Source organism: Porphyrobacter sp. SLTP (assembly GCF_009905735.1).
Classification (GTDB): Bacteria; Pseudomonadota; Alphaproteobacteria; order Sphingomonadales; family Sphingomonadaceae; genus Erythrobacter.
This window is the reverse complement of sequence record NZ_JAAALE010000001.1, coordinates 261,746-287,207: the sequence shown is the minus strand read 5'-3', so window position 1 is coordinate 287,207 and position 25,462 is coordinate 261,746. Positions and strand designations below refer to the sequence as shown.

Genomic DNA, 25,462 nt, shown 5'->3' with positions numbered 1-25,462 from the left:
CATGAGCAAGAATGCACAGCACAGCGACGTTTTCGAGGGCCACAAGAAGCTTGAGAAGAACGTCACCCTCCTCGCCGCGGCCACCTTGCTGGTGGTAGCCATCGGCGGAATCGTCGAAATCGCGCCCCTGTTCTGGATCGACAACACGATCGAGAAGGTGGAGGGGATGCGCCCCTACACCCCGCTGGAGCAGGCAGGGCGGGACATCTATATCCGCGAAGGCTGTTACACCTGCCACAGCCAGATGATCCGGCCCTTCCGGGACGAGGTCGAACGCTATGGCCATTACAGCCTCGCCGCTGAAAGCATGTATGATCATCCCTTCCAGTGGGGATCGAAGCGCACCGGGCCTGACCTTGCGCGGGTCGGCGGCAAGTATTCCGATGACTGGCACGTCCAGCACCTGAAGGCGCCGCGTTCTGTCGTGCCGGAAAGCATCATGCCCAATTACAGCTTCCTTGCCGAAGCCGAATTGCATGTGGCCGATCCGGCAGCAAACCTCACCGCGCTGCGCCGCGTCGGCGTGCCTTACTCCGACACCGCCATCGCGCAGGCCAGCTCCGATCTGATGGCGCAGGCCAACCCGGATGCCGACGCGGGCGACCTCGCCACCCGTTACCCCAAGGCGCAGGTCCGCGACTTTGACGGTGATCCGGGGCGCGTGACCGAGATGGATGCGCTGGTCGCCTATCTCCAGATGCTCGGCACGCTGGTGGATGTGAACAGCGCCGCCGCGCAGGAAGTGCTGACGAAATCCAGTCAGGGTGGGGAGCAGGGCCGATGACCCTCTACACCGCCCTTCGCCACTTTGCCGACAGCTACGGGCTGGCGGTGATCGTCGCGCTCTATCTGACGCTGTGCCTGTGGCACTTCCGCCCGGGGGCCAGCCCCCACGTGGCCGCCGCCAAACACTCGATTTTCGGGGATGACGACAATGACTAAGCGGATTGACCAACCCACCGGCACCGAGACCGTCGGCCATGAATGGGACGGGATCGAGGAACTGAACACCCCCCTGCCGCGCTGGTGGCTGTGGACCTTCTACGCCACGATCGCCTTCGCGGCGGTCTATGTCGTGCTCTACCCGGCCTGGCCGATGATCGACAAGGCGACCGCCGGAACGCTCGGCTGGTCGAGCCGCGGCGATCTCGCCAAGGAGATGAGCGCCGCCGACATGGCCCGCCAAAGCGTGTTCGAAAAGATCGCGGCGACCGATATCGAAAAGCTCCCCGGCTCGCCCGAGCTGATGCAGGCGGCGGTGTCCGGCGGGGCAGCGGCGTTCAAGGTCAATTGCGTGCAGTGCCACGGCGCAGGCGCGGCGGGGTATCAGCAGTTCGGCTATCCCAACCTCAATGATGATGACTGGATCTGGGGCGGCACGCTGACCGAGATCGAATACACCCTCACCCACGGCATCCGCTGGCAGAACGCTGACGATACCCGCGTGAACTATATGCCCGCGTTCGCAGGCGTGCTGGATGCGGGCCAGACCGCGGCTGTGGCAAGCCACGTCCTCTCGCTCAGCGGCAAGGCCAAGGGCAACCCGGCCGGCGCGCAGCTGTTCGCCGAGAACTGCGCCGCTTGCCATGGCCCTGCCGGAGCCGGAATGCCCGCAATGGGCGCGCCCGCGCTGAATGACGCGATATGGCTCTATGGCGGCAGTGAGGCGGCGGTGCGGAAGCAGATCCTCGCCCCCCGTCACGGCGTGATGCCCGCCTGGAAAGACCGGCTCGATCCGGTGACGATCAAGATGCTGGCGGCCTATGTTCACTCGCGCGGCGGCGGGCAGCAGGCGGCTCCGGCCCAGCCTGACACCTCGCCCACCCCGGCGACCACGGGCGCTGTCGCCCAGACCGCCGAGAAGGCCAAAACCGATGGCTGATCCCAAGGACCTCGCGCGCCCCCAACCTCAAGCGGGGCAGCCCCGCGACTGGTCGGGTGCGCTCAGGTCCGTCACTGACGCCGCGCCCGCTGGTCCGGCCTCTGCCGCCACGGTGGAGGACGCAGGCTTCATGGGCAGCGCGCTCTACGAAAAGGGCAAGACGGTCCACAACAAGCGGATCGACGGCCCCTTCCGCCGCTTCAAGTGGCTGGTGATGCTGGTGACGCTGGCGATCTATTACATCACCCCGTGGATCCGCTGGGACCGTGGGCCATACGCGCCCGACCAAGCCGTGCTGATCGATCTCGCCAATCGCCGCTTCTACATGTTCGATATCGAGATCTGGCCGCACGAATTCTACTTCGTCGCCGGGATGCTGATCATGGCCGGCATAGGTCTGTTCATCGTCACCTCTGCGGTGGGCCGCGCATGGTGCGGCTATGCCTGCCCGCAGACGGTGTGGACTGACGTGTTCCAGCACGTCGACCGCTTCTTCGACGGCGATCGCAATGCCCGCGCGCGGCTCGACAAGGCGCCGTGGACCGCATCCAAGACCGCCCGGCGGCTCGCCAAGTGGACGGTCTATCTCGCCATCGCCTTCTGGACCGGCGGCGCGTGGATCATGTATTTCGCCGACGCGCCGACCCTCACGGTGGATTTCTGGACCGGCAACGCCGCGCCGGTGGCCTATGCGACCGTGGCGATCCTCACGGGCACGACCTTCTGGCTCGGCGGGTTCATGCGCGAACAGGTGTGCGTCTATATGTGCCCCTGGCCGCGCATCCAGACCGCGATGCTCGACGAGAAATCACTGATCGTCACCTACAAGGACTGGCGCGGCGAACAGCGCGGGAGCCTCAAGAAGGCGGCCAAGAACCCCGACCAATATGGCGACTGCATCGACTGCAATATGTGCGTCGCGGTCTGCCCCACCGGGGTGGATATCCGCGAAGGCCAGCAGATCGGCTGCATCACCTGCGGGCTGTGCATCGATGCCTGCGACAAGGTCATGGCTGAGGTCGGCCGCCCGCGCGGGCTGATCGACTATGCCACATTGGACCAGTGCAAGGCCGAGGCGGCGGGGGCTCCTCCCAAGCCCGCATGGAAAGCCCTGCTGCGCCCGCGCATCTTCCTCTATTTCGGCGTCTGGGGCGCGATTGGCGCAGGCCTGCTGTTCGCGCTCGGCACCCGCACGCACACCGATCTCACGGTCTCGCCCGACCGCAATCCGCCCTACATGCTGCTGAAGGACGGATCGGTCCGCAACGCCTACACGCTCCGCCTGCGCAATATGGAAGCCCGCCCGCGCGAGATGGAAGTGGCGATGGTGGGCCTGCCCCGCGGCGCGGTGATGTGGACCGATGCCGTCAGCGTCGAAAACGCCGCGCCCGTGCAGGTCATCGCCGTGCCCGCCAACGAGACCAAGATCGTGCGCGCCTACGTGATGCTACCGCCGGGGACGGATGAGGATGAGAGCGAACACTTCGCCTTTCGCCTGACCTCGCTCGACGAACAGGGCGAGCAAGACATCGCCGAAACCACCTTTGCCATGCCTGAGGACGACGAATGACCAGCAAGACCACAAGGTTCACCGGCAAGCACATGGCGATGGTCTTCATCGGCGGGTTCGGCGTGGTGATCGCAGTTAACCTCGTCATGGCGAGCTATGCCGTGGGGAGCTTCCACGGCACCGTGATCGACAATTCCTATGTTGCCAGCCAGAACTACAATGGCTGGATCCACAAGGCGGAAGCCTCCAAGGCCTTGGGCTGGCAGGCCATCCCGCAGCGCCGCGCGGATGGGCGGGTTGTGCTCGAAACCCTCGCTGTGCCTGCTGAGGCAGCGATCACGGCCGAGGCCGAACGCCCGCTTGGTGAGCGTGAGGCCGCCCGCCTGACCTTTGCGCCGCAGGGCCAGGGCCGCTGGCTCTCCAACGAGGCACTGGGCGCAGGCCGCTGGCAAGTGCACATCGGCATCCGCGCAGGCGCGCAGGAATGGGCCGGGGAAAGCAATCTGCGATGAACGCCCCCGCTCTCCTCACCCCTGACGACGCCCGCCCGCTGGTCTCGACCCGCTTCACCGTGCCGGGCATGAAATGCGCCGGGTGCATCGGCAAGATCGAGCGCGAATTGCCCAAACTCGCAGGCATCGCTGCCGCGCGAGCCAATTTCTCGGCCAAGCGCGTGGCGATCAGCCATGATCCGGCGCTGGGGGAAGATGCGCTGACAGCCGCGCTGCTGGCGCTGGGCTTTGAAGCGCAGCCGGTTGCAGACAATCCTCTCGGGATCGAAGTTGAGGAGCGCAAGCGGCTGAACCGCGCATTGGGTGTGGCGGGCTTTGGCATGATGAATGTCATGCTGCTGTCGGTCAGCGTCTGGTCAGGGGCGGACGGGGCGACGCGCGAGCTGTTCCACTGGCTCTCGGCGCTGATCGCACTGCCGGTGATCGCCTATGCGGGTCGTCCGTTCTTCGCCTCGGCGTGGATGGCGCTGAGCCACAAGCGCACCAACATGGACGTGCCGATTTCGATTGGCGTGATCCTCGCGACCTGCCTCAGCCTCTACGAGACCATCACCGGCGGCGCGCACGCCTATTTCGACAGCGCGGTGATGCTGTTGTTCTTCCTCCTCGCAGGCCGCGCGCTCGATGCCGAGATGCGCACGCGGACACGGGCCGGGATCGGCGCCTTGCTGGGGCGGATGGGCAAGAGCGCCAGCGTCATCGCCCCGGACGGCACCACCCGCCGCGTTGCCGCCAAGGATCTGGAACCCGGAATGCTGGTGCTGGTCGCCGCGGGCGAGGCTCTCGCGGCCGATGGCGAAGTGGTCGACGGCATCAGCGCGATCGACAACGCCATGCTGACCGGCGAAAGCGCGCCCGAGCCGGTCGGGCCGGGGAGCGCCGTCCATGCTGGCGCAATCAACCTCTCCGCTCCGATCCGCGTGACCCTGACCCGCGTGGCCGAGGATACCGCGATTGCTGAAATCGCGCGGCTGATGGATGAGGCGGGGCAATCGCGCAGCCACTATGTCCGCATCGCCGACCGCGCCTCGCGGCTTTACGCGCCAGTGGTGCACAGCTTGGCCGCGCTGGCCTTCGTCGGGTGGATGATTGCGGGCGCGGGTGTACACCAGTCGCTGACCATCGCGATTGCGGTGCTGATCATCACCTGCCCCTGCGCGATGGGCCTCGCCGTCCCTGCTGCGCAAGTGGTCGCGAGCGGCGCGCTGCTCCGGCGCGGTCTGCTGGTCAAGGATGGGAGCGCGCTGGAACGCCTGGCCGAGGTGGACATCGCCCTGCTCGACAAAACCGGCACAATGACGCTGGGCGAACCGCGCGCGGATGTGAGCGCGCTGGGCGCCAAGGCCCGCACTGTCGCGCTGGGTCTGGCGCAGGCGAGCCGCCATCCCTTGAGCCGGGGCCTCGCCGCTGCGCTGCTGCGCGAAGGGGTGCAGCCCGCTGTCATCGACAACATTCGCGAAGAAAGCGGCATCGGCCTGACCGGCAAATGGCAGGGCGTGGCAGCCGCGCTGGAGAAGCCGGAAGGCGAGGCACAGGCGCTCGCCACCACTATGCGCATCGGGGACGCCGCGCAGATCATCACCTTTGCCGACCCGATGCGCAGCGATGCCGCCGCCACGCTCGCCGCCCTGCGCGCCGAGGGGATCACCGCCAGCATCCTATCGGGCGACCGCGCCGCGCCGGTCGACGCGATGGGCCGCGCGCTGGGCCTGACCGTGCAAGCTGAGGCCAGCCCACAAGCGAAACTCGCGGTGCTGGAAGCGCTCAAAGCCCAAGGCCGCCGCCCGCTGATGGTGGGCGATGGGCTGAATGATGGCCCCGCCCTCGCCGCCGCCCACGCCTCGATCGCGCCCGGCACCGCGTCCGACGCCAGCCAGCAAGCCGCCGACGCGGTATTCATCGGCGAAGGGCTGATGCCCGTTGCTCTCGCGGTGCGGGTGGCCAAGGCCACGATGCGGATCGTGCGACAGAACTTCGGCTTCTCGATTGCCTACAACCTGCTCGCCGTGCCGCTGGCGGTGTTCGGCCTCGTCACCCCGCTGATCGCGGCGATTGCCATGTCGGTGAGTTCGCTGGTGGTGGTCGCCAACTCGCTGCGCCTGGCCGGAGCCGCCAAATGACCGGCCTCGCCTTCCTCATCCCCATCGCGCTCGGCATGGGCTTGCTCGGCCTAGTCGCCTTCTTCTGGTCGATGAAGGACGGGCAGTATGACGACATGGACGGTGCCGCCAATCGCATCCTGATCGATGAGGAGGACGAGGCGTGAGCAGCGGCCTCTCCCTCGCCTTGGCCGCACTGGTGCCGGTGATGCTCGGCCCGCATCCGGCTCAGCACAGAGCGATCACCGCGACCCTGTGCAATGGCGGCACGATCACCATCCCGCTCGGCGACGACGCCCCGGCAGACGATAGCCGCAACTGCCACCCCAAGGGTTGCCACGCGGGCACCTGCCGCGAAAAGAACGAACAAAAGGCCACGAAGCGGACGAATTGATCTCGCTCAAAGACGCCTTGTAGCGAGGTTCGCTAACGCGAACCTCAGACCACCCGCCCCGACCTCCTCGCCACGCCGGTGCCGCGATACACCAGCTACCCCACCGCCGCCGATTTCGGCCCGCTGGAGGATGGCGCAATCGAACGCGCCATTGCCGAGGCGTCGGGCGATATCTCGCTCTACCTCCACATCCCGTTCTGCGAGAAGATCTGCTACTATTGCGGCTGCAACACCGGCGCCTCGGACAAGCGCGCGCGAGTGGAGAGTTATCTCGCCGCACTGCATCAGGAGATCGCGACGGTCGCCAGCCTGCTCCCGCAAGGCACGCGGGTGCGGCGGATCGCCTTTGGCGGCGGCAGCCCGAACGCGATCGAACCGGGCGAATTCCTGAGCCTTGTGGATGCGATCCATGCCCACTTCCCGCTGTTTGCTCCCGAATGGTCGATTGAACTCGATCCGCGCAGCCTCACCCCCGAATGGGCGCCGGTGCTGGGCGAAGTTGGCATCACCCGCGCCAGCATGGGGGTGCAGACCTTCGCCGCGCATTGCCAGAAGGCGATCGGGCGCGAGCAATCGCTCACCATGATCTGTCGCAGCGTTGACCTGCTGCGGGGCGCAGGCGTCACCAGTCTCAATTTCGATCTGATGTATGGCCTGCCGCACCAGAGCGAGGCGGATCTGGAAGACAGCCTCGAATACACCCGCAAGCTCGGCGCGGACCGGGTGGCGGTGTTCGGCTATGCCCATGTCCCGCATCTGGTGCCGCGTCAGGCGATGATCCCCGAAGACGCCCTGCCGGGCGCGGCGGCGCGCTTCACGATGGCGAGCCAGGCCCACGCGATGCTGACCGGGCATGGCTATGACGCAATCGGCTTCGATCACTTCGCCCTGCCGCATGACCCGATGGCCGCAGCAGTGCGCAACGGCACGCTGCGGCGCAATTTCCAGGGCTTTACCGATGATCCCTCCGACGTGCTGATCGGCATGGGCGCGAGCGCGGTCAGCGGCTTTCCGGGCCTCCTCGCGCAGAACGAGAAACACACCGGCCGATACCGCCAGTTATCGGGCGAGGGGCGCCTCTCCGCCAACCACGGAATCGTGCGCAAACCGCAAGATGCCTTGCGCGGCGGCGTGATCGAGGCGCTGCTGTGCCAAGGCGCAGCGGAGCTTTCGCCGTGCCTGCTGGCCGAGGTGCAGGATCGGCTCGCCCCCTTCACCACCACCGGGCTGGCGCGGCTCGATGGCAACCGGCTCGCCATTCTGCCCGGCGGTCTGCCCTATGCCCGGGTGATCGCCGCCATGTTCGACAGTTACCGCGCGGCCAATCAACGCAGTTTCAGTTCGGCGATCTGACCACCATCCGACGGCATGCCTCGCTCCTTGCATGAATTGCAATTTGCCCTGATAGTTTGCCGCAAACCGACAAGCGGAGTCTCTATCGCGCGCATACAAGCAATATTGGGGGGGGAAATATCATGGCAGTGACCGACCACGTCGACCTGAATGGCTTCATGGAGGGCGTCAAAAAGCGCAATCCGCACCAGCCGGAATTTGTGCAAGCGGTCCAGGAAGTGGCCGAAGACATCTTCGAATTCATGGAGGACAAGGAGGAGTACCACTCCCAACAAATCCTCCGCCGCATTGCCGAGCCTGACCGCGTGGTGTCCTTCCGGGTGTGCTGGGAGGACGATGCCGGCAACATCCGCGTCCAGCGCGGCTGGCGTGTCCAGAACAACAACGCCATCGGCCCCTACAAGGGCGGCATCCGCTTCCACCCTTCGGTGACGGAAAGCGTGCTGAAGTTCCTCGCCTTTGAACAGACCTTCAAGAACGCACTCACGGGCCTACCCATGGGCGGCGGCAAGGGCGGGTCGAACTTCAACCCCAAGGGCAAGAGCGTGCGCGAGATCATGCGCTTCTGCCAGAGTTTCATGACCGAGCTCTACCGCCACATCGGCGCGGATATCGACGTTCCGGCGGGCGATATCGGCGTGGGCGGGCGCGAGATCGGCTTCATGTTCGGCCAGTACAAGCGCATCACCAACAACTTCACCGGCGTGCTGACCGGCAAGGGTCTGGAATGGGGCGGCTCGCTGATCCGCACCGAGGCGACCGGCTACGGCGCGGTCTATTTCCTTGAGAATATGCTGGCGACCAAGGGTGAGAACCTTGAAGGCAAGACCGCGGTGATTTCAGGCAGCGGCAATGTCGCGACCCATGCGGCGGAGAAGATCGTGCAACTGGGCGGCAAGGTGCTGACCCTGTCCGACAGTGGCGGGTTCATCCATGATCCCGACGGTATCGATCAGGAGAAGATCGACTGGGTGAAGACCCATAAGACCCACCGCCGCGGGCGCATAGAGGAATATGTCGAGGCCTTCCCCAAGGCCACCTTCCACGCCGGCAAGACCCCGTGGGGCGTGCCCTGCGATGTCGCCCTGCCCTGCGCCACGCAGAACGAATTGCTGGGCGAGGATGCCAGAATGCTGGTCGCCAACGGCTGCCGCGCGGTGTCCGAAGGCGCGAACATGCCGACCGATCTCGACGGCGTGCACATCTTCAAGGCCGCCAAGCTGCTCTACGCGCCCGGCAAGGCCTCGAACGCGGGCGGCGTGGCGGTGTCGGGTCTGGAAATGAGCCAGAACTCAGAACGCCGGTCATGGAAGGAAGACGAGCTCCAGCAGATGCTCAGGGACATCATGGCCGGCATCCACAATTCCTGCATCCGCTACGGCGATCAGGGCGGCGGCTATATCGACTATGTGAAGGGCGCGAATATCGCGGGCTTCAAGAAGGTCGCCGATGCAATGCTGGCATTCGGGGTGGTGTAAGCGCAACGCACCGGCCTGCCGGACAATCGGGCCTCACGCTCCCACCAGGGCGCGGGGGGCCTTTTTGCATCGGGCGACTGTCGGGAAGGTGACAAAGGTGACACCCTGTCACCTTCCCAAAAAACAGTTTTCTATATTGAAATCATAATTTTACTTGCCATTGTCGGGGGCGGACGGACAGAGGGAACAAGACGTGTTTTCCGCCAGAGGCGGCCTCGCTAGGCCGTGCGCACAACGATAGGAAAGAGCCGGTCGCGCACAGATGTAGCGGGGCGCAAGGCTGTAGGAAACGGAGCGCGAATGTCCGCTATCGGCGCAAGTGGGGCTAAAACCTGCCAGTCAGCAAGCGACCCCAATACGGACATCAGGCTTGCTTACCACAGCGTCGAAGCTATTCTTATCAAATGGATGCGAAGGAGTATAAGCGCTGGGCCTTGGACAGCTTGCGAGAGCGAGCACAGGCACGGGGCATCTCAGTAAGCGGCCGAAAGGACGAGCCGCGCTTGCTTCTCTGGCATAGCAATGACCTTTCGATATCTTATCAAGAGCAATGGTGGCGGTCAGCTTTCAAGCGAAGCGGCTACGGCGGGTCATTTTGGTTTGAAAGCGACGGGACGGATGACAAGATCAATCCTGCCATCGTTCTACTCATAAATCTCGGCGACTTCTTCATCCCCATTCGCTCACCGGAAACTGCGGTTGAGATCGACCATTTTCTCGACCGGCTCATTCAACTCGCGGATTGGTGCGTGAGCGAGAAGCTAGCAGAGTTCCAAGAGTTGGCCGGAAAGTCTGGGACTGCGCTCTCTAAAGTCGAGCTAGCTGGGAAACACCTTCGGGAGTTTCCATTCAGGGTTTCGGCCAGCGACAATGCGGGTGTCAGCTAACCACCCAATCCCCGTCATCCGCAGCGATGCGGCATATTCCTGCAACCTGCCGCTCTGGCCGACCTCTCGGGCATCCTTGGCCCGTCACCACGGCGAAGGCGCGCCCGAACGACCGCTTGCCCTAGCTGACCCCCAGCCCCGCTGCCTGCGCGCGCAATTCCGCCGCCGCGCCGGGGTTTGCCTTGACCGCCGCCTCCAGCGCCGCCTTGGCCTTCGCCGGTTCGCCCAGCGTCATGCGGCTGCGCATCAGCATCACCCAGCCATCGACGTTTTTCGGCTCGCTCTGAAGCCGCGCCTCAAGCTGCGCGACCATGCCTTCGGCCATCTGGCGTTGTTCGCTGGGTTTCATCGCGCCTGCCGCCGCGACATCCGCCGCGCTCGGCCCGCGTAGGGCAGGTGACGCCGCTTCACCTGCGACGCTCCCCGATCCGGGCGCCAGCAGCGCGGGCTGGCGCGCCGCTTGCGCCTTGGCGATGCGGGCGGCAACGTCGATGCTGTTCATCTTGCCGACCTGCTCGATGGTCCGCACCAGATCGGCCTCCCACGGCGCACCGGGGGGGCTATCGGCGAGCAGATCGAGCCACGCGGCCAGCGCGCCTTCGTGATCCTTGTCGAGATCCTTTTTCGCCGCGAGGAAATACCGCGCGCGCGGATCGGTGGCGTCCAGCGCGACCGCTTTCTGGAACGCGGCCAAAGCCTCGGCCGGCAGCGGATCGCGTTCGCTCGCCAGCACCAGCGTCTCGCCCAGCGCCGACCACAGCACCGCCTCGTCCGGCGCAATCTGCAAGGCGCGGCGATAGGCGGCGGCGGCCTCGGCATATTGGCCTTGCCCGAAATAGGCGAAGGCGAGGTCGCCCCACGGCCCCGCATCGTCCTTCGATGCCTCAGCCGCAGCGCGCAATTGTTCGATGGTCGCGGTGCCGTCTGTCGGAGCCGCAGGCGCGTTCGCGCCGCCCGATCCCTGGTACACATTGAACCCGATCGAGCCTGCCGCCAGCAGCAAGGCCGCCCCCAGCAGAACCCAGCCCGCCTTGGACGCTCCGCCCGCTGTCTGTTGTGTGTCTGACGCCATGCCAAACCGGCTAGCACCAGTGGCCCAGCGGGGCAATTCGCTCTGGCGTCAGGGGCCGTTTTGGGTATGGTGCCTCTCGGGGTGCGCGCTATCCAAGGGGGAGGATAGGTGGGCGATGTTTACACAGTCGCGATCATCGGGTCTGGCCCTGCCGGACTAAGCGCAGCCGCGCGTGCAGCGGCGCTCGGGCTGAGCCATGTGCTGCTTGAAAAGACCGACCACCTGTCGGACACGATCTACAAATACCAGAAGGGCAAGCACGTCATGGCGACGCCCAGCAATCTGGTGCTGCGCTCCGACATCGACTTCGAGGCGGGCAAGCGCGAGGCGATCCTCGGGCTGTGGGACGAGCAGATCGCGGGCCACAAGGTCAATGTGAAATACCACGCCGAAGCCAAGGCGATCCGCGGCACCGGCGCAGCGATCCCCGGCAGCGTCCAGCAACTCGTCACCCGCGCGCGGGACGGCACCAAATCCGTGCGCGAAATCCAGCGCCACGCTCCGCCCTATGCGATCGAGCTGACGAACGGCGAGGTGGTGATGGCGGAAAACATCATCCTCGCCATCGGCACGCAGGGCAATCCGAACCGGATGCGCTGCCCCGGTGCGGACCTGCCGCATGTGCAGTATCAGCTCAATGATCCGGCGGAGTATGTCGACGAGCACATCGTCATCGTCGGCACCGGGGACGCCGGGATCGAGAACGCGCGCGGCCTCGCCGAAGACCCGGCGCAGAGAAACACCGTCTCGATCCTCAATCGGGGGATCGAATTTCCGACCGCCAAGGCGGCAAACGTCAGAGCACTGATGGCCGATCACGAAGCGGGCAAGCTGATGGTCCGCACCGAGAGCGAGACCAAGGCGATCGAGCCGGGCTGGATCACGCTCACCACTCGCGACGGCGAAATCCGCATCCCGTGCGACCGGATCATCGCCCGCATCGGATCGGCCCCGCCGCGCGCCTTTGTCGAGGAATGCGGGATCGAGTTTTCGAGCGAGGACCGCAGCGCCTTCCCCAAGCTCTCCCCGGTGTTCGAAAGCACCGCGCCCGGCATCTTCGTGATCGGAGCGTTGGCAGGATACCCGCTGATCAAACACTGCATGAACCAGGGCCATGACGTCATCGAGTTCATCAACGGCAACACCGCACTGAAGCCCGCCGACGAGCCGATCATCGCGGCCAAGTTTGCAGGGCTTCCCGGCAATCTCAGCACGGACGAATGGCTGGAGTTCCTGCGCACCAACGTGTCGATCCTGAACGGCATGAACCCGTTGCAGATGCGCGAATTCATGCTGGACAGCGAGGCGAAGTTCTTCGCTCCCGGCGAGGTGATTTTTGAACGCAATGCGCCCGGATCATCGCTGTTCGGGATCGCCAGTGGGTCGGTCGCGGTGGAAGTAAACCCGGCTGATCCGTCGATCACCATTCCCATCGAGGCAGGCTCGATCTTTGGCGAGGTTGGTCTGATCTCGGGCCGCCGCCGCGGGGCTACAATCCGCGCGGCCGAAGACACCATCGTGGTCGAAATCTCGCGCCTCGCCGCGCTCAAGCTGCAATCGCAGGTGCCCTCGGCCAAGGCGGAGATCCAGCGCATCTCGATCGAGCGGCAATTGCTCCAGATGTTCGGATCCGGCCTCACCCGCGAGGATGTCGCCCCGCTGGTCGAAGCCGCGCAGGTGATGGAAAAGCGCGCGGGCGAGGTGGTCGTCACCGAAGGCGCGGACGACAAGGACGTCTTCATTATCCGGCGCGGCTCGATGATCGTCGAAAAGCAGATCGGCGACCGGCCGGTGTTCCTGTCTTACCTCCCCGCAGGTTCCTATTTTGGGGAAATGGCGGTGATCGACGGGAGCGCGCGCACCGCCACGGTCAAGGCCGCGATCAAGTCCGAAGTGATCCGCCTGCCGGGCGAGGGCTTCCTCGAACTGCTGGCGAAAAACCCCAAGCTGCGCGAGCGGGCCATGACCGACATGGCCACGCGCCGCGCCACCAACGCCTTTATCGAAGGGCAGAAAGACAGCTTTTCCGGCGCGGTCGATCTCTATTCCAAGACCGCGCAGTTCCTTGTCGACAACGGCATCGGCGAGGCGACCGACGTGCTGCTGATCGACGAGAAGCTGTGCATCGGCTGCGACAATTGCGAGAAAGCCTGTGCCGACAGCCATGACGGGCTTTCGCGGCTCGACCGGGAGGCGGGCAAGACCTACGCCCACCTCCACGTGCCGACCTCGTGCCGCCACTGCGAACACCCGCATTGCATGGCCGACTGCCCGCCCAACGCGATCAAGCGCGGCCCGGATGGCGAGGTTTTCATCGACGAGACCTGCATCGGCTGCGGCAATTGCCAGAGGAACTGCCCCTATGGCGTGATCCGCATGGACGCCAAGCCGCCCAAGAAGCCGAGCCTGCTGCAATGGATGTTGTTCGGCAAGGGCCCCGGCCCGGGCGAGGCGTCCTATAGCTGGCGCAAGAAAGGGGCCGAGAAAGAGGGCGCGGCCAAGCCCAAGCAGGCGATCAAGTGCGACATGTGCTCCGGCATCGACGGCGGCCCCGCCTGCGTGCGCGCCTGCCCCACCGGCGCGGCGATCCGCGTCAGCCCCGACAAGTTCCTGACCTTCACCAAGCTGACCGAGGACGCGGAATAATGGCGACCAAGGCAGGCGGCACGGGCAGGTTCACGCAGGACGAGAAGCGGCGCGATTCCGATCATGTCAGTTTTCTCAAGCATCGCGGCTACCGCTGGCTGTGGATCGCGCTGGCGCTCAGCGCGGCGAGCATCGCGGGCTATGTCCTGATCGATCAGGAGCCGCGTCCCAATGGCGGGACGTGGTACGGCTATACGCTCGGCACCATCGGGGTGGGGCTGATCCTGTGGCTTTCGCTGCTGGGGGTGAGGAAGCGGCGGATCAACCCGGGCGCCTGGAGCCTCAAGGCGTGGACTTCCGCACACGTCTATCTCGGCCTGTCGCTGGTGGTGGTGGGAACGCTGCACACCGGCTTCCAGATCGGCTGGAACGTCCACACGCTCGCCTATGTCCTGATGCTGCTGGTGATCGCGACAGGTATTTACGGGGTGGTGGTCTATGCGACCCTGCCCGCCAGCCTCAGCGCCAACCGCAAGGAGATGACCCGCGCGCAAATGCTCGACGCGCTGACCGCGATTGACCGCCAGCTCGAAAGCGCCGCGCAGCCGTTGGGCCGGACCGAGGCCGACCTAGTGATCGCGGCCTTGGCGCAGGATGTGTTCTACGGCGGGCCGATTGCGCGACTGACGGGGAGCTATCCGGGGTGTGCCACCGCGCGCGCCTTGCAGGGCATGGGCCACGCCTCCGAGGCCGAGACCCGCGTCACCGCGCTGCTGGAGCGGCGGCGTGATCAACTCGCCCAGATCCGCGGGGCCTTGCGTATACGGGCGATGTTGGAAATCTGGCTGTTCATCCACGTGCCCCTTACCATCGCCCTGATCGCCGCGCTGACCGCGCATGTGATCTCTGTGTTCTACTATTGGTGAGGGAGCGGACGGCGTGGCGTTCCTGATCCGCACCATCGATTTCACCGCAGCGGGGCGCGAGATCATTCGTGACCGGGTGGTCGAGCAGAACAGCCTCACCATCGGCCGCGCCGCCGAGAACGACATCCACCTGCCCGATCTTGCCGTCGAGCAGAACCATGTGCGGATCGACCTGCAAGGCGATGGGACACTGTCAGTCGCAGCGCTCGGCACGCTGGGCTTCGCGCTCGACGGCCGGGTGGTCACGGAAGGCACCATCGACCCGCGCACCGGGGGCGAAATCGCGCTCGGCGCAGCGCGATTGGCGGTGGCGCGAGAGGCGGATGGGCGGACGATTATCACCATCCGTCAGGTTGTGGCCGATGAAGGTAAGGGCGACGCCCTGCGCGGCTTTGCGCTTGCCAGCGTGCTGCCGTCCAAGCGCGCGATGAGTTGGGCCTTTGCGGGCGCGATCCTGCTATTGCTGCTGCTGGTGCCAGTCGCCAGCCACCTGCTGCGCGCGCCTGCCAAGCCCGATCCGACCGGCAAGACCCCAGGCACCGTGCTGATGGACAGCGCATGGACCAGCGGGGAATTGTCGCTCAAGCACCACAGTCTCGAAGACACTTGCGAAAGCTGCCACGTCGACGCCTTCAAAAGCGTGCAGGATGAAACCTGCATCTCCTGCCACAAGGACACCGGCGATCATGCGCCGATGCCGCGCCTTGCCAAAGGCAGCCCCGCGCTGACACCGGGCGACGCGCTACAATGGAAGATCGCGGAAGGCTTCGGCAAGGAAGGCCCGCTGGGCTGCGTTGCGTGCCATTCGGAACACGAAGGCCCCAAGCGCCAACCTGCCGGTGGTGAGGCGTTCTGTTCGGACTGCCACGCGAAGCTCGACACGCGCCTCACCGACACAGCGCTCGCCAACGCCCATGATTTCGGCAAGGGCCACCCGCAATTCCGCCCGGTCTATTTCGCCAGCTTCGGCGCGGCCAAGCCCGTGCACGCGGCGGCTGGCACGAAGCCGGTCGAACGCTCCGGCCTCGTCTTCCCGCACGATATCCACCTGAACGCGCGCGGCGGCGCGGCGCGGATGGCGGTGAGCCTGTCACAATATGGTAAACCTTTGGAATGCAAAGATTGTCATACCCTGACATCCGACCGAGTGTCGTTCAAGGAGGTGAAGATGGAGGACTCCTGCGAGGGCTGCCACAGTCTGGTCTCCGGACGCACCGCGGCGGGCGGCTTCAGCAAGCTGCGCCACGGCGACATCAAGGATCTGGCTGAGGACCTCGCCCGGATTTCGTCCGGCCCTCGCCCGCGTGTCGGCCCGTCCCGCCAGCGGCCCGGCCAGATCGGCAGCGCCTCGCCCTATCGCGCGGATTTCGGTCGCCCGGTGCGCGCCTATATCGGGCTGTCGAACGCGCTGTCGGCGGGCGGGGTCTGCGCCGAATGCCACCTGCCGACCCGCGTCCCGACCGGGCAAGCCGATCTCATGCCGGTGAACCTGCCCGACCGCTTCCTCACCAGCGGCTATTTCAACCACGAGGCGCACAAGAAGGAAAAGTGCACCGATTGCCACGCGGCGGACACCTCCAAGGTGGCGAGCGATCTGCTGATCCCTGACCTCAAGAGCTGCCGCGAGTGTCACCTCGGCGCGACCGCGGTGAAGACCAAAAAGATCGTGCCGAGCGATTGCGCGATGTGTCACGCCTATCACCTGCCTGCCGGGCAATGGACGGGCTTGGGGCAACCCACAGGCCCCGCCCCGCATTACAAGCCGCCGCCTGCTCCTCCCAAGACGAAGGTCGCGGCGGTTTCGGCCACGGCTGGGCAAAAGCCATGAGCGGGGCGGCTCCTTCCGCCGGGCGTGCTGTGCTGATCGCACAGATGACCGACATTCACGTCGGCTTTGCCCCTGACGAACAGCCCGAAGAGCTGAACCTCACCCGCTTCCGCGCGACTTTGGCGCGGCTGCTTGAGGGCCCCAACCGGCCCGATCTGCTGGTGCTGTCCGGCGACATTACCGATCACGGTGATCCCGAGAGCTTCGCCAAGACGGCGGAGATGCTGAAGGGCTGCCCCTGCCCGATCATCCCGCTGGTCGGCAATCACGATAGCCGCGCTGGGCTGCTCAGCGCTTTTCCGCAGGTCGTTCCGGCAGACGGCGGGTTCCTGCACTATGTCATCGACGCGCCGCTGGGCTTGCGGATCATCTGCCTCGACACGCTGGAGGACGGCCGTCACGGCGGGGCCTTCTGCGAAGCGCGCGCCGCTTGGCTGGCGGAGCGGCTGGCCGAGGCTCCCGACGCGCCGACGCTGATCTTCATGCACCACCCCCCGGTGGTCGCCGGGATCGACTGGATGGACCCCGCGCCGGACGAGCCGTGGATCATGCGGCTGCGCGCGGTGCTGGAGGGACAACAGCAAGTGCAGGCGATCCATTGCGGGCACTTGCATCGCCAGATCACCACGCAGTTTGCGGGTATCCCGCTCGGCGTCACACCTTCGGTCGCGCCGCTGGTGGCGATGGATTTGAACCCGATCAACAAGGACGTGCCCGACAACCGCGAGCTCATCACCACCGAGCCACCGACCTATGCGCTCCACCGCTGGGACGGGGAAGCGCTGGTATCGCATTACGAGCGGGTGGGTGACTGGGAGGTGCTGGCGCGGTTCCATGCCGGGCTGCAACCGATGATCGAAGGCATGTTTGCGGAAAGGGATTAGGCCCCTAATTCGTCATTGCGAGCGTAGCGAAGCAATCCATGAGCTGCCCGCGAACCATTAGGCGAGGATAGTCCTTGGATTGCCGCGTCGCCTTCGGCTCCTCGCAATGACGAATTGAGAACCTACTTCCCCGCCGCCGCCCGTTGCGCTCCCGCCGGCGCCACGCCGACCCAGCGCTTCATGTCGACATCATCGCTGACCTTCCACGGCACGCCAGAGCGGGTCATGAACAGGCGCTCCATCTCGGGCCGGGTGAAGGGCCGCGAGCCCAGGCGACCGAACACCGCCATCTGCCCGCCGGTCTCGTCCACCGCACGGTCACGATCGAGGCCCTTGGAGAGCGCAATCGCAGGGCTGGGTGTCTTGGCCCAGGCGATCAGCTCCGGCACCGGCGCGGGGCTGAAGCCGTAGAAATTGCGCTGGCTGTCCGGGCTGGTGAGTTGCAACACCTTCATCCCGTTCCGCCCGTCCGCCACGTAGGCGAACAGCGAGGCGTTGGTGGTGCCGACGATCACATCTTCGGCATCATTCAAAGTCCCGTCCAGCGTCACCTTCTGGAAAATCCGGGGGCTGCGCGGGTTCTTCACGTCGAGGATCACCAGACCCTCTCCCTTGGCCGCGACATAGGCATAGGTGCGCGCGATATACATCCGCCGCGCATCGGCGAGCGGCACGGTTCCCTCCGGCACCGCCACCGGCGCGCGCAGCGCGGTGATGTCGAACAGCTTCACCCCGTCCGCGTCCGTGACCCAAAGGTAGCGGAACTGCACCGCCGACGCGCGCGCATCGCGCAGCTCGCGCACGGCGGCGATCTTGGGTGCATCGGGGTTGGCGAGATCGACTACCACCAGCCCCTTGTCGGACGTAATGAAGGCAACCTCGCCCGCCAGCACGATATGCCGCGCACCGGTCAGCACCCCGCCAGGGTTCCATGCGTCCGAACCATCGGTGAACACCTTGCGGGTCAGCCTGTTATTGCGGAATTCGCCGTCCGCCAACGTGTTGACGTTGACGAGGATCAGGCCCTCGACCGCATCGGTGACGACCGCATAGTTGTAGATCGGCAGGAAGGCCTGTTCCTGATTGATCACGCGCAATTCGGGGGTGCTGCGGGTCGGGGCAATCGGCTGGTTGGTGGGCAGCGCCATGCAGGTGGCGTTGGTGGTCTTGACGTTGGTGTCATGCCCCAGCGCAGAGAACGGCCCCTTGAGGATGCGTTCCGAAGTGCCCTTGTTGGCGATGCTGGCCACGTCATAGGCTGTGAACCCGCCCCTGCCGCTGGCGACGAACATGTATTCGCCGCGCAGTTGCAGGCAGCCGACGCGGTCGCTGGTGCCTTCGTGGACGTTGACGAATTCTTCCAGCGGCTGGGTCTCGCCGCTCAGTTTGGCATCGAAGGTCTTGCCGCGCACCCAGTTCTTCAGCTCGCGCCCGTTCTGTTCGACGTGGAGACCCCACCAATCGGGGTAGGCATAGCGGTGGAGGTAAGAGCCGATCACCGCCTGCGGCTCGTCATATTCGGTGACGCGGGTGGCCTGGAATCCGCCTTCGAGGCCGGTCCAGGCGTTCAGCCCGACGAAGTTGACGTAATTGGTGCCGAGCAGGAAGAGCTGTGCCATGATCGCGTTGTTGTCGTCCTTGGCCGACAGGTGGCAATCGGTGCAGGTCTTGGTTTCGGTCTTGCGCACCGTATGCGGGAAGTGCGGCGCGAAGGCTTGGGACGAGAAGCCGATGGCCGAAATCGGCGGCTGCTGCACATAGATCCGCTCGCGGTTGATGTTGGTCGACGACAGCACCAGCGCCGAGGATGATCGGACCGGGGCGACCTGATTGCCCTTGGTGGTCTGGTGCTTGCCGAGCTGGAACATCTCGTCGCGCGCGACCTGCGGGTTGTAGGTGGCGAAGTTACGGGTCTCGCCGCCTTCGTAGCGGTGGCTCTTGGTCTTCCAGTTCGCCTCAATCGGAAGGTGGCATCCGCCGCAACTCGTCGTCCACGAAAGGTGGCAGGTGAAGCACGCCATTTCGGGATCGCGGTGCGCGCGGTCGTCGATCCCGATGCCGGTGCCAAACTCGAAATTGCCGGTCTCGGCCCCGTAACGGCTCACAAGCTTCGCCCGCGCCGCTTTGGCGTTGAACACCGGAGTGGCGGGGTCGACCGAGTCCTTGACGAGGCTCATCTCCCATTCGAGTTTCGGATCGACGATCGAGCGCTGGATCAGCTTGCGCCTGCCGTCTGCGCCTTCCATCCATTCGAACCGACGCTTGCCATCGGGGTTGCGCAACAGGCTGAGGTCATGGCCCTCGGGCGGCGCGGCGGGGCCGCTGGTGCGCAGGGTGGGATAGGCGTCGGGCGTGCCGTGGCAATCCTTGCAGGTGATCTCGATCGCATTGGCGACCTCGCCATAGATGAGGCCGTTGCCGTGGCTGTCCTGCTCGAAATGGCAATCAGCGCATTGCAGGCCGACTTCGGCGTGGATGTCCATCATGTGGACCGCCTTGCCGGGGTTCACACCAGCGGGGACGAACTTGCCCTCGCCTTCCTTGCGCCATTTCTCCGGATCGTCAGGGTCGACGATCTTGCCCTCAGCATCCAGCAGATTGCCTTCGCGGTCCCGCTTGAAGATCGCGCGGAAGTTCCAGCCGTGGCCGTGATAATCGGCGAACTGGGTGTCTTTCAGCTTCGGGTTGAGGTCATAGACGTTGCGCACGAATTCCAGATCGCCCCACTTGCCGCGCGCGGCGGCGGCTTCGGGATTGCGGTCGTTGATCGCGCGCACTTCCTCGGCGGTGGGGTATTTCTGCTTTTCGGGCCACATCGCGGGCGCGTCACTCTCATAATCCCACATCGTGTAGCCGAGGAACGAGTTCAGGAAGATGTTGGGCTGGTGCATGTGGCAGTTCATGCACTGGCTGGTCGGGATCGCGCGCGTGAAGACGTGCTGGAGCGGGTGGCCCTTTTCCTTCAGCTGCCCGGCAACCGTCAGCCCGTCATCCGCGCGCTTGGCCGGAGCCGCTTCGTGATCGTGATCGTCATGGCCCGGTTGCTTCACCGCGCCGTGGCCGCTGGTCTTCTCGTCATGGCCCGCCGCTGCATGCTCGATCTTTTCCGCGATGGTCGGATCAGCGGTGATCGTCTGCCCGTCACGCCCATATTGTGCGTAGATCAGCGAGTGGCGCGGTTCGCGGTCATTGGCATAGACCACGTGGCAGCTCGCACAGCCCGAATGGCGGTAATCGCCCGGCTGGTCATTGGTCCCGAGGAACCACGTGAAGGGATCATTGAGGCGGGTCTTGTGGATGTTGAGCGCCGGGATCGCCACCCGAAGCCCGGTGCCCGGGCCGCGATTGGATTGCTTGAGGTCTGGCCGACCGGGTTCCTCCAAACGCTGGATCGCACCGGACGGATTGGGCAGGCCGATTTCGGGGAACTGCGAATTGATTGTGCGCCCGCCGCGCTCGAACACGCGGAACACATCGCCCGGCGGGATCACCTGCCAGGTGGGTAGCGGATACATCTCGGCCAGAACGCCGCGCGCGACCTGATCTTCCGACAGCACGCCCCCCGGCCCCGCACCGGGCGAGGTGATCTTCGCGGGCAATCCGTCGCGGGTATAGGCTTCGCCCAGCAGGTAGTTCTTAAACGGCAGAATCCCGTTATTGTAGCTCGCCCCGCCCCACAGCATCGCGCCTGACGCCATGATGGATCGCTCCGCCGCCTCAATCGCCTGAATGTGGCACGAGCCGCAAGCCTCACGCGCGACGCGGTAGTCGGACGGGTTCACGAACTTCACGAACTCCGGCGCTTCCTTGTTGAGCAGCGCATAGGACCGCTTGGGGTTGGCCGAGGACGGGAAGTGCCAGCTGTCGGGATATGTCGGCAGCACGTGGGCGGTGTCGCGGGCGGCGACGTAATCGGGGTGGTCGTGGGGCAGCTCCGAATTGCCGCGCACCTTGGGGTTGCCGCCATGACAATCGGTGCAGCCGAGCCGAACGGCGGGCGAGACGTGCATCGTCGGCGCATCGGTCTTGACGTGGCAGGTGTTGCAACCTTCGGACTTGGCCTCCATCTCCGCCACCGACTGCCGCTGCGGTGCGGGCGGCGCGAAGACGGCGGTGTAGTCACGCTTGACCGGCTTCTCCTTGTCCGCCGCGATGCCTGTGCCTGCGAACAGCGAGACGGCGAGCACCAGCGCCGCAGCCAGCAGCGCGATGTGTCGGGTGAGGGATTGGCCAAGCTTCAGCATCAGTAGGTCAGCACCACGTTGGCGAGGATCGAAACAAACTCCTGTCCGCCGCCGCGCGCGGTGAACAGGTCCTTGAAGCCGTCGCCGGCAACCAGCGTTGCGGCAGACAGACGGAAGACGAGGTTCTGATTGGCCTTGGGCCGCCAGATCGCGGCGGCCGACAGGTCAAAGCCGATCTCGCGCGGGATCGAGCCTTCGTTGCGCAGCACTTGCAGGGTGGCGGTGTTCTCGAACCACAGGTGGTTGGCGTTGGCTGACACGCGGAACTGCGGCGTCAGATCGAAATCCGCGCCGACCCCGGCAAGGATCAGGCCGGGGTTGTTGAAATTGCTCTGCCCTTGTTCCTTGGAGGAACGCAGCGAATTCAGCAGACCATTGCGGCCATTGATGCTGACCGCGCGGCCACCGCCCGCAAAGGGGATCGTCTGGCGGATCCAGTAGGACGTATCCGCGCCCGCAAAGACCGGGTTTTCGAAGATCGCGTCGAACCCGCCTTCGGTATCGTCATAGGGATCGCTATCCCCGCTCGAATAGGCAGCGGACAGGCGGAAACGCATCCAGTTACGGTCATAGCTCGCTTCAACCGCCGCGAACTGCGCGTTGATATGGGCCGGGCGGTCGGTGAAGAAACTGTTCCGGTCCTCCCCCAACGCCCAGTAGAAACTGCCGGTGAGGTTCACCCGCCCCAGCCGCCCGTCGACATTGTAGCCGAGATAGACCGCGTCATATTCGCGGCCCCTCAGCGTCCCCAGCAGCGCCGGGCGCACCGGGAAGCCGTTGGTGTCGATCTGGATATCGTCGGCCTCGCGGTTCATGTTGTAAACCACGGTGATCTGGCTGGTCAGCGCCGGGATCAGAAAGTCCTGACGATAGGCATTGGCGACGAAGACGAAGTCATCGCGCGGGCTGCGCAGGATCGCGTTGAGGCCGGAATTGGTGTCCTTCTCCAGCCGCCAGAACGCGCCGAGGTTGAACTGGAAGCGGTTGTTGTCGCGCGATCCGAACAGGCGCACGCCCAGCTGCTGGTCGTTGAACAGGAAGCCCCGGAAATCCGACTGGAACGGCTGGATGCCGGCGCGGATCGAGATGAAATCGAACCGGTCATTGTCGAACTGGCTGAAGTGGTAATCGACGAAGGCTTCCTGCACCCCGAGGAAATGGTCGAGCCGGTGGCTGGGGCGTGAGGGTTCCACAAACAGCACGCGCCGTTCGGGCACGTCGACATAGTTGACGTTGTAAGCCAGCGTGACGCGGTATTCGATGCTCGGCGGCTTGAAGGTGGTCGAACCTTTCAGCAGCGCGAACCCAGCAATGAAGGTCTGGCTGAAAACCTGGCTGAAGTCGTTGCCGAACACGTCGTTGCGGTCGGGGTCTTCAGTGGTCTGCACGCCGACGGGAATGGGGAAGGTCCGCGGTTCGTAGACAGAATCGCTGATGAGGTTGGCGACGAAGAACCAGTCGTCCTCCTTGATCGGCAGCCACGGCACCTTGGCCCGGTTGATCGGCCGGTCGCCCTTGTAGGTGTTCTGGTTATAGGGATCGAACAGGTTCTCTTTGACCAGCCCGAGGCTCTCGATCAGCCGCCAGCGATCGGGAATGGGGAGCTGGTCGGTCGGAAAGGCGCTGGGCGGCGGCGCGCGGATAGCGCCTTCGTTGTTTTGTTCGATCCGTTCGGGCAACGGGGCGGTGTAGCCGGGGCGCTGGCGGCCATCGATGATCTCGGGGTCGACCGGCGGGACATCCTGTTCCCAATCCTGCGACGGTTCTTCGCCGGGGGGCGCAGGCTGGGCCTGCACCTCTTCGGGCGCGGGGCTCGTCTGGAGCAGCAGCAGCGCAGGGAGCAGCCAGCCCATCTACAGCCCCTCGCACACGTTCTGCGCGGCCGTATCGAGGAAGGGCGCAAAGGGGCAATTGACGTAGCGCAGCCGCACTTGCCGATTGCCAACCGCAACGACAATCCGGTCCGCGCGGATCGCGGGCGGCGCATTGCCCAGGCCCCCGCCAGCGCGGTTCGCGCCGTTATGCAGGCCGAGGAAGCTGATCATGTCGTCCTGATCAATCCCGTCCCCCGAAACCCCGATGCCGCCGACCAGCACATTGCCGCGATAGACCGGCACCGAGCCGGGGAAGATCTGGATGCCGTTCGCCAGCCGCGAATTGCCGCCCGCGATCTGCGGCAGGGTGGTGCAGCTGCGCGGGGTGTCCTGCGCGCTGGCTCCGGTGACGAAGGCGAGATGCTGCGCGAGATTGCCGACGATCAGCGCGCTTTGCAGCCCGGTCGAGAACGGATTGAACTGCTGGACCGGACGCGACAGTGGGCCATTCGGCTGGCCCACCTCACCATCGGGGAAGTATGGCCGCGAGAGGTTGCCATTGGCGCGGTCGGAGAATGCTGTGCCCCCCGTCAGCGCGGCAGGATCGCCGAGAAAACTGCGCGTCCGCGCGACGAATTGCGTCACCTCGCCGCCCGCCGCCAGCAACTCATTGGCGGCAAACGCGCCCGAGAAGAAATTGGCAGTGCGCGCCTTCTGCAAGCTCACATCAATGCCGAAGATCGGCGCATCGGGAGAGCGGACAAGGCCCAGCACCTGCCCGCGCGTGTCGACCAGACTGATCGTCACCTGCGCGCGGCTGTCGAGCGGCTGGCGGATCTGCGCCCGCGCGCGGCTCATCACGGTGAAGGCTTCTTCAAGGATCACCCGCGCCTCAGCCGCGGTCAGTGGGCTCGCCACATCGCCCACGTCCGTTCCGCCGCGCACCGGAAAGCGGTTCGCCCCCGCGCCGTTCGACAGGACGAAGGCGTCGCGGTTGGCAAACTCGGCCGCACTCGACGCGCGCACGCCCGAAGCCTCGGTGCCGTAGGTCGCGCCCGCCAGCAGCGCCGTTCCCATGTAATAGCCCGTAACCGGCACCAGCGCCCCTGCGGTGCTGGCAAAGCTCGCGCCTGCGACATTGCTGATCTGCGGGTATTCAACGTCGGTATAGCGCAGCGAGGTTCCGTCAGCAGTGATGCGATCGGCACGGATGTTGATCGGGGCTTCGAAGCCCACCGTCCCGGCGAGCGCAATCGCCTCGTCCACATCGGCATCGCGGTCGAGCACGTTGGGGTCGAAGCTGTAACTGCCGTCCGCAATCACCCCGATGCCGCCGACGACCACGCCATTCTGGTAGAGCGGGAAGCCGCCGGGGTCGGCTGCGAGGCCCAGCGGTGAGCGCTTGGGGCCGATAAACCCGTCGCTCGCCCGCGCGGCGAGATCGGAACATGGCAGTTGGCTGAACTGCACCCCGAACAGCGGGCCGCTTTCGAGGCCTGCGGTGGTCGGCGCAGGCGGGAAATGCTCCTGCACGATAAAGCTCGCCGTGCGGCTGGAAAAGGCGTTGCCGCCGCTCGACAGGTACGCGCCGGTGATCGCCTTGGCGATGGCCGCTCCGGCGCTCGGGATCGTGAGACCCTGCGCGTCCTGATTGCTGCCATCGGGCGCGGAGGGAATGCGCGCGGTGCCCGCGGCTCCCGGCATGGCGAAGACGCCGAGCACGTTCCCCACCCGATCCGTCACCGCGATGGTCGCTGCCACCCCGCGCGCCCGCGCTTCGGCGGCGGCCTGGGCGATGATCGTGCCGACTTCCGCACTGGTGAGACTTTCGGCGGCAGGGACGGAAAACACCTGTCCGGCAGGCGGCGGCGTGGGTGTCGGCGCGGGTCCACCGCCGGTTGCGCCGCCGCCGCCCGAACTGCTGCCTCCGCCCCCGCAGGAGGCGAGCACCAAGGCGCTCGCTGCAACCCAGAATGTCCCCCCCTTGCGCATG

At 65.4% G+C, this 25,462-nt stretch carries 19 protein-coding genes; 15 read left to right on the top strand and 4 right to left on the bottom strand.

All coding sequences use genetic code 11. The features are described 5' to 3' along the window. Position 1: 1 nt before the first annotated feature. From ccoO to GVM20_RS01070, 11 genes are all read left to right on the top strand, one after another. Entirely contained in the window at positions 2 to 784 is a 783-nt protein-coding gene (ccoO, locus tag GVM20_RS01120) for a cytochrome-c oxidase, cbb3-type subunit II (RefSeq protein ID WP_166545457.1), read from the top strand. After that, positions 781 to 942, top strand: coding sequence for a cbb3-type cytochrome oxidase subunit 3 (locus GVM20_RS01115; RefSeq protein ID WP_166545456.1), 162 nt, complete (start codon positions 781 to 783; stop codon positions 940 to 942). The genes ccoO and GVM20_RS01115 overlap by 4 nt, the downstream gene beginning before the upstream one ends. Then, complete coding sequence (gene ccoP / locus GVM20_RS01110; RefSeq protein ID WP_166545455.1) at positions 935 to 1,882, top strand: cytochrome-c oxidase, cbb3-type subunit III; 948 nt, start codon at positions 935 to 937, stop codon at positions 1,880 to 1,882. Before GVM20_RS01115 ends, ccoP begins: the two co-directional genes overlap by 8 nt. Before the next feature lie 130 nt (positions 1,883 to 2,012). Continuing rightward, positions 2,013 to 3,452 carry a cytochrome c oxidase accessory protein CcoG gene (gene ccoG, locus GVM20_RS01105; RefSeq protein ID WP_166545516.1) on the top strand — a complete coding sequence of 480 codons (1,440 nt, stop codon included), beginning with the start codon at positions 2,013 to 2,015 and terminating at the stop codon, positions 3,450 to 3,452. Continuing rightward, a complete protein-coding gene (locus tag GVM20_RS01100; RefSeq protein ID WP_166545454.1) occupies positions 3,449 to 3,904 on the top strand; it encodes a FixH family protein in 456 nt (151 codons plus the stop codon). Before ccoG ends, GVM20_RS01100 begins: the two co-directional genes overlap by 4 nt. Further along, the gene (locus tag GVM20_RS01095; RefSeq protein WP_166545453.1) at positions 3,901 to 6,024 is read left to right on the top strand and encodes a heavy metal translocating P-type ATPase; all 2,124 of its coding nucleotides are present in this window, start codon (positions 3,901 to 3,903) and stop codon (positions 6,022 to 6,024) included. Before GVM20_RS01100 ends, GVM20_RS01095 begins: the two co-directional genes overlap by 4 nt. Beyond that, positions 6,021 to 6,170, top strand: a complete 150-nt coding sequence (ccoS, locus tag GVM20_RS01090; RefSeq protein ID WP_166545452.1) for a cbb3-type cytochrome oxidase assembly protein CcoS — start codon at positions 6,021 to 6,023, stop codon at positions 6,168 to 6,170. The genes GVM20_RS01095 and ccoS overlap by 4 nt, the downstream gene beginning before the upstream one ends. Next, complete coding sequence (locus GVM20_RS01085) at positions 6,167 to 6,397, top strand: hypothetical protein (protein WP_166545451.1); 231 nt, start codon at positions 6,167 to 6,169, stop codon at positions 6,395 to 6,397. Before ccoS ends, GVM20_RS01085 begins: the two co-directional genes overlap by 4 nt. 78 nt (positions 6,398 to 6,475) lie before the next feature. Then, positions 6,476 to 7,750 carry an oxygen-independent coproporphyrinogen III oxidase gene (hemN, locus tag GVM20_RS01080; protein WP_166545450.1) on the top strand — a complete coding sequence of 425 codons (1,275 nt, stop codon included), beginning with the start codon at positions 6,476 to 6,478 and terminating at the stop codon, positions 7,748 to 7,750. Between the two features lie 122 nt (positions 7,751 to 7,872). Continuing rightward, complete coding sequence (gdhA, locus tag GVM20_RS01075; RefSeq protein WP_166545449.1) at positions 7,873 to 9,228, top strand: NADP-specific glutamate dehydrogenase; 1,356 nt, start codon at positions 7,873 to 7,875, stop codon at positions 9,226 to 9,228. Positions 9,229 to 9,632: 404 nt separating this feature from the next. After that, positions 9,633 to 10,115, top strand: coding sequence for a hypothetical protein (locus GVM20_RS01070; protein WP_166545448.1), 483 nt, complete (start codon positions 9,633 to 9,635; stop codon positions 10,113 to 10,115). Positions 10,116 to 10,236: 121 nt separating this feature from the next. Here GVM20_RS01070 and GVM20_RS01065 read toward each other — a convergent pair whose 3' ends face one another. After that, a complete protein-coding gene (locus GVM20_RS01065) occupies positions 10,237 to 11,187 on the bottom strand; it encodes a tetratricopeptide repeat protein (RefSeq protein WP_166545447.1) in 951 nt (316 codons plus the stop codon). 108 nt (positions 11,188 to 11,295) lie between these two features. On the opposite strand from GVM20_RS01065, the gene GVM20_RS01060 reads away from it, so the two are divergent. From GVM20_RS01060 to GVM20_RS01045, 4 genes are read left to right on the top strand one after another with little or no spacing between them, the layout of a single operon-like run. Further along, positions 11,296 to 13,833: a cyclic nucleotide-binding domain-containing protein gene (locus GVM20_RS01060; protein WP_166545446.1), complete on the top strand. Its 2,538-nt coding sequence runs from the start codon at positions 11,296 to 11,298 to the stop codon at positions 13,831 to 13,833. Continuing rightward, positions 13,833 to 14,699, top strand: a complete 867-nt coding sequence (locus GVM20_RS01055) for a hypothetical protein (RefSeq protein ID WP_166545445.1) — start codon at positions 13,833 to 13,835, stop codon at positions 14,697 to 14,699. The genes GVM20_RS01060 and GVM20_RS01055 overlap by 1 nt, the downstream gene beginning before the upstream one ends. 13 nt (positions 14,700 to 14,712) lie before the next feature. Continuing rightward, positions 14,713 to 16,527 (top strand): cytochrome c3 family protein, encoded by a 1,815-nt coding sequence (locus GVM20_RS01050; RefSeq protein ID WP_166545444.1) that lies wholly within the window; start codon positions 14,713 to 14,715, stop codon positions 16,525 to 16,527. Then, on the top strand, positions 16,524 to 17,411 hold the full coding sequence (locus GVM20_RS01045; protein ID WP_199799390.1) for a phosphodiesterase: 888 nt from the start codon (positions 16,524 to 16,526) through the stop codon (positions 17,409 to 17,411). Before GVM20_RS01050 ends, GVM20_RS01045 begins: the two co-directional genes overlap by 4 nt. Before the next feature lie 122 nt (positions 17,412 to 17,533). Here the strand turns inward: GVM20_RS01045 and GVM20_RS01040 are convergent, their stop codons facing one another. The 3 genes from GVM20_RS01040 to GVM20_RS01030 are packed head-to-tail and all read right to left on the bottom strand — an operon-like array spanning position 17,534 to position 25,461. Next, positions 17,534 to 21,655: a hypothetical protein gene (locus tag GVM20_RS01040; RefSeq protein WP_166545443.1), complete on the bottom strand. Its 4,122-nt coding sequence runs from the start codon at positions 21,653 to 21,655 to the stop codon at positions 17,534 to 17,536. Beyond that, positions 21,655 to 23,508: a hypothetical protein gene (locus GVM20_RS01035; RefSeq protein WP_166545442.1), complete on the bottom strand. Its 1,854-nt coding sequence runs from the start codon at positions 23,506 to 23,508 to the stop codon at positions 21,655 to 21,657. The genes GVM20_RS01040 and GVM20_RS01035 overlap by 1 nt, the downstream gene beginning before the upstream one ends. After that, positions 23,509 to 25,461, bottom strand: a complete 1,953-nt coding sequence (locus tag GVM20_RS01030; protein WP_166545441.1) for a heme-binding protein — start codon at positions 25,459 to 25,461, stop codon at positions 23,509 to 23,511. Position 25,462 lies beyond the last annotated feature (1 nt).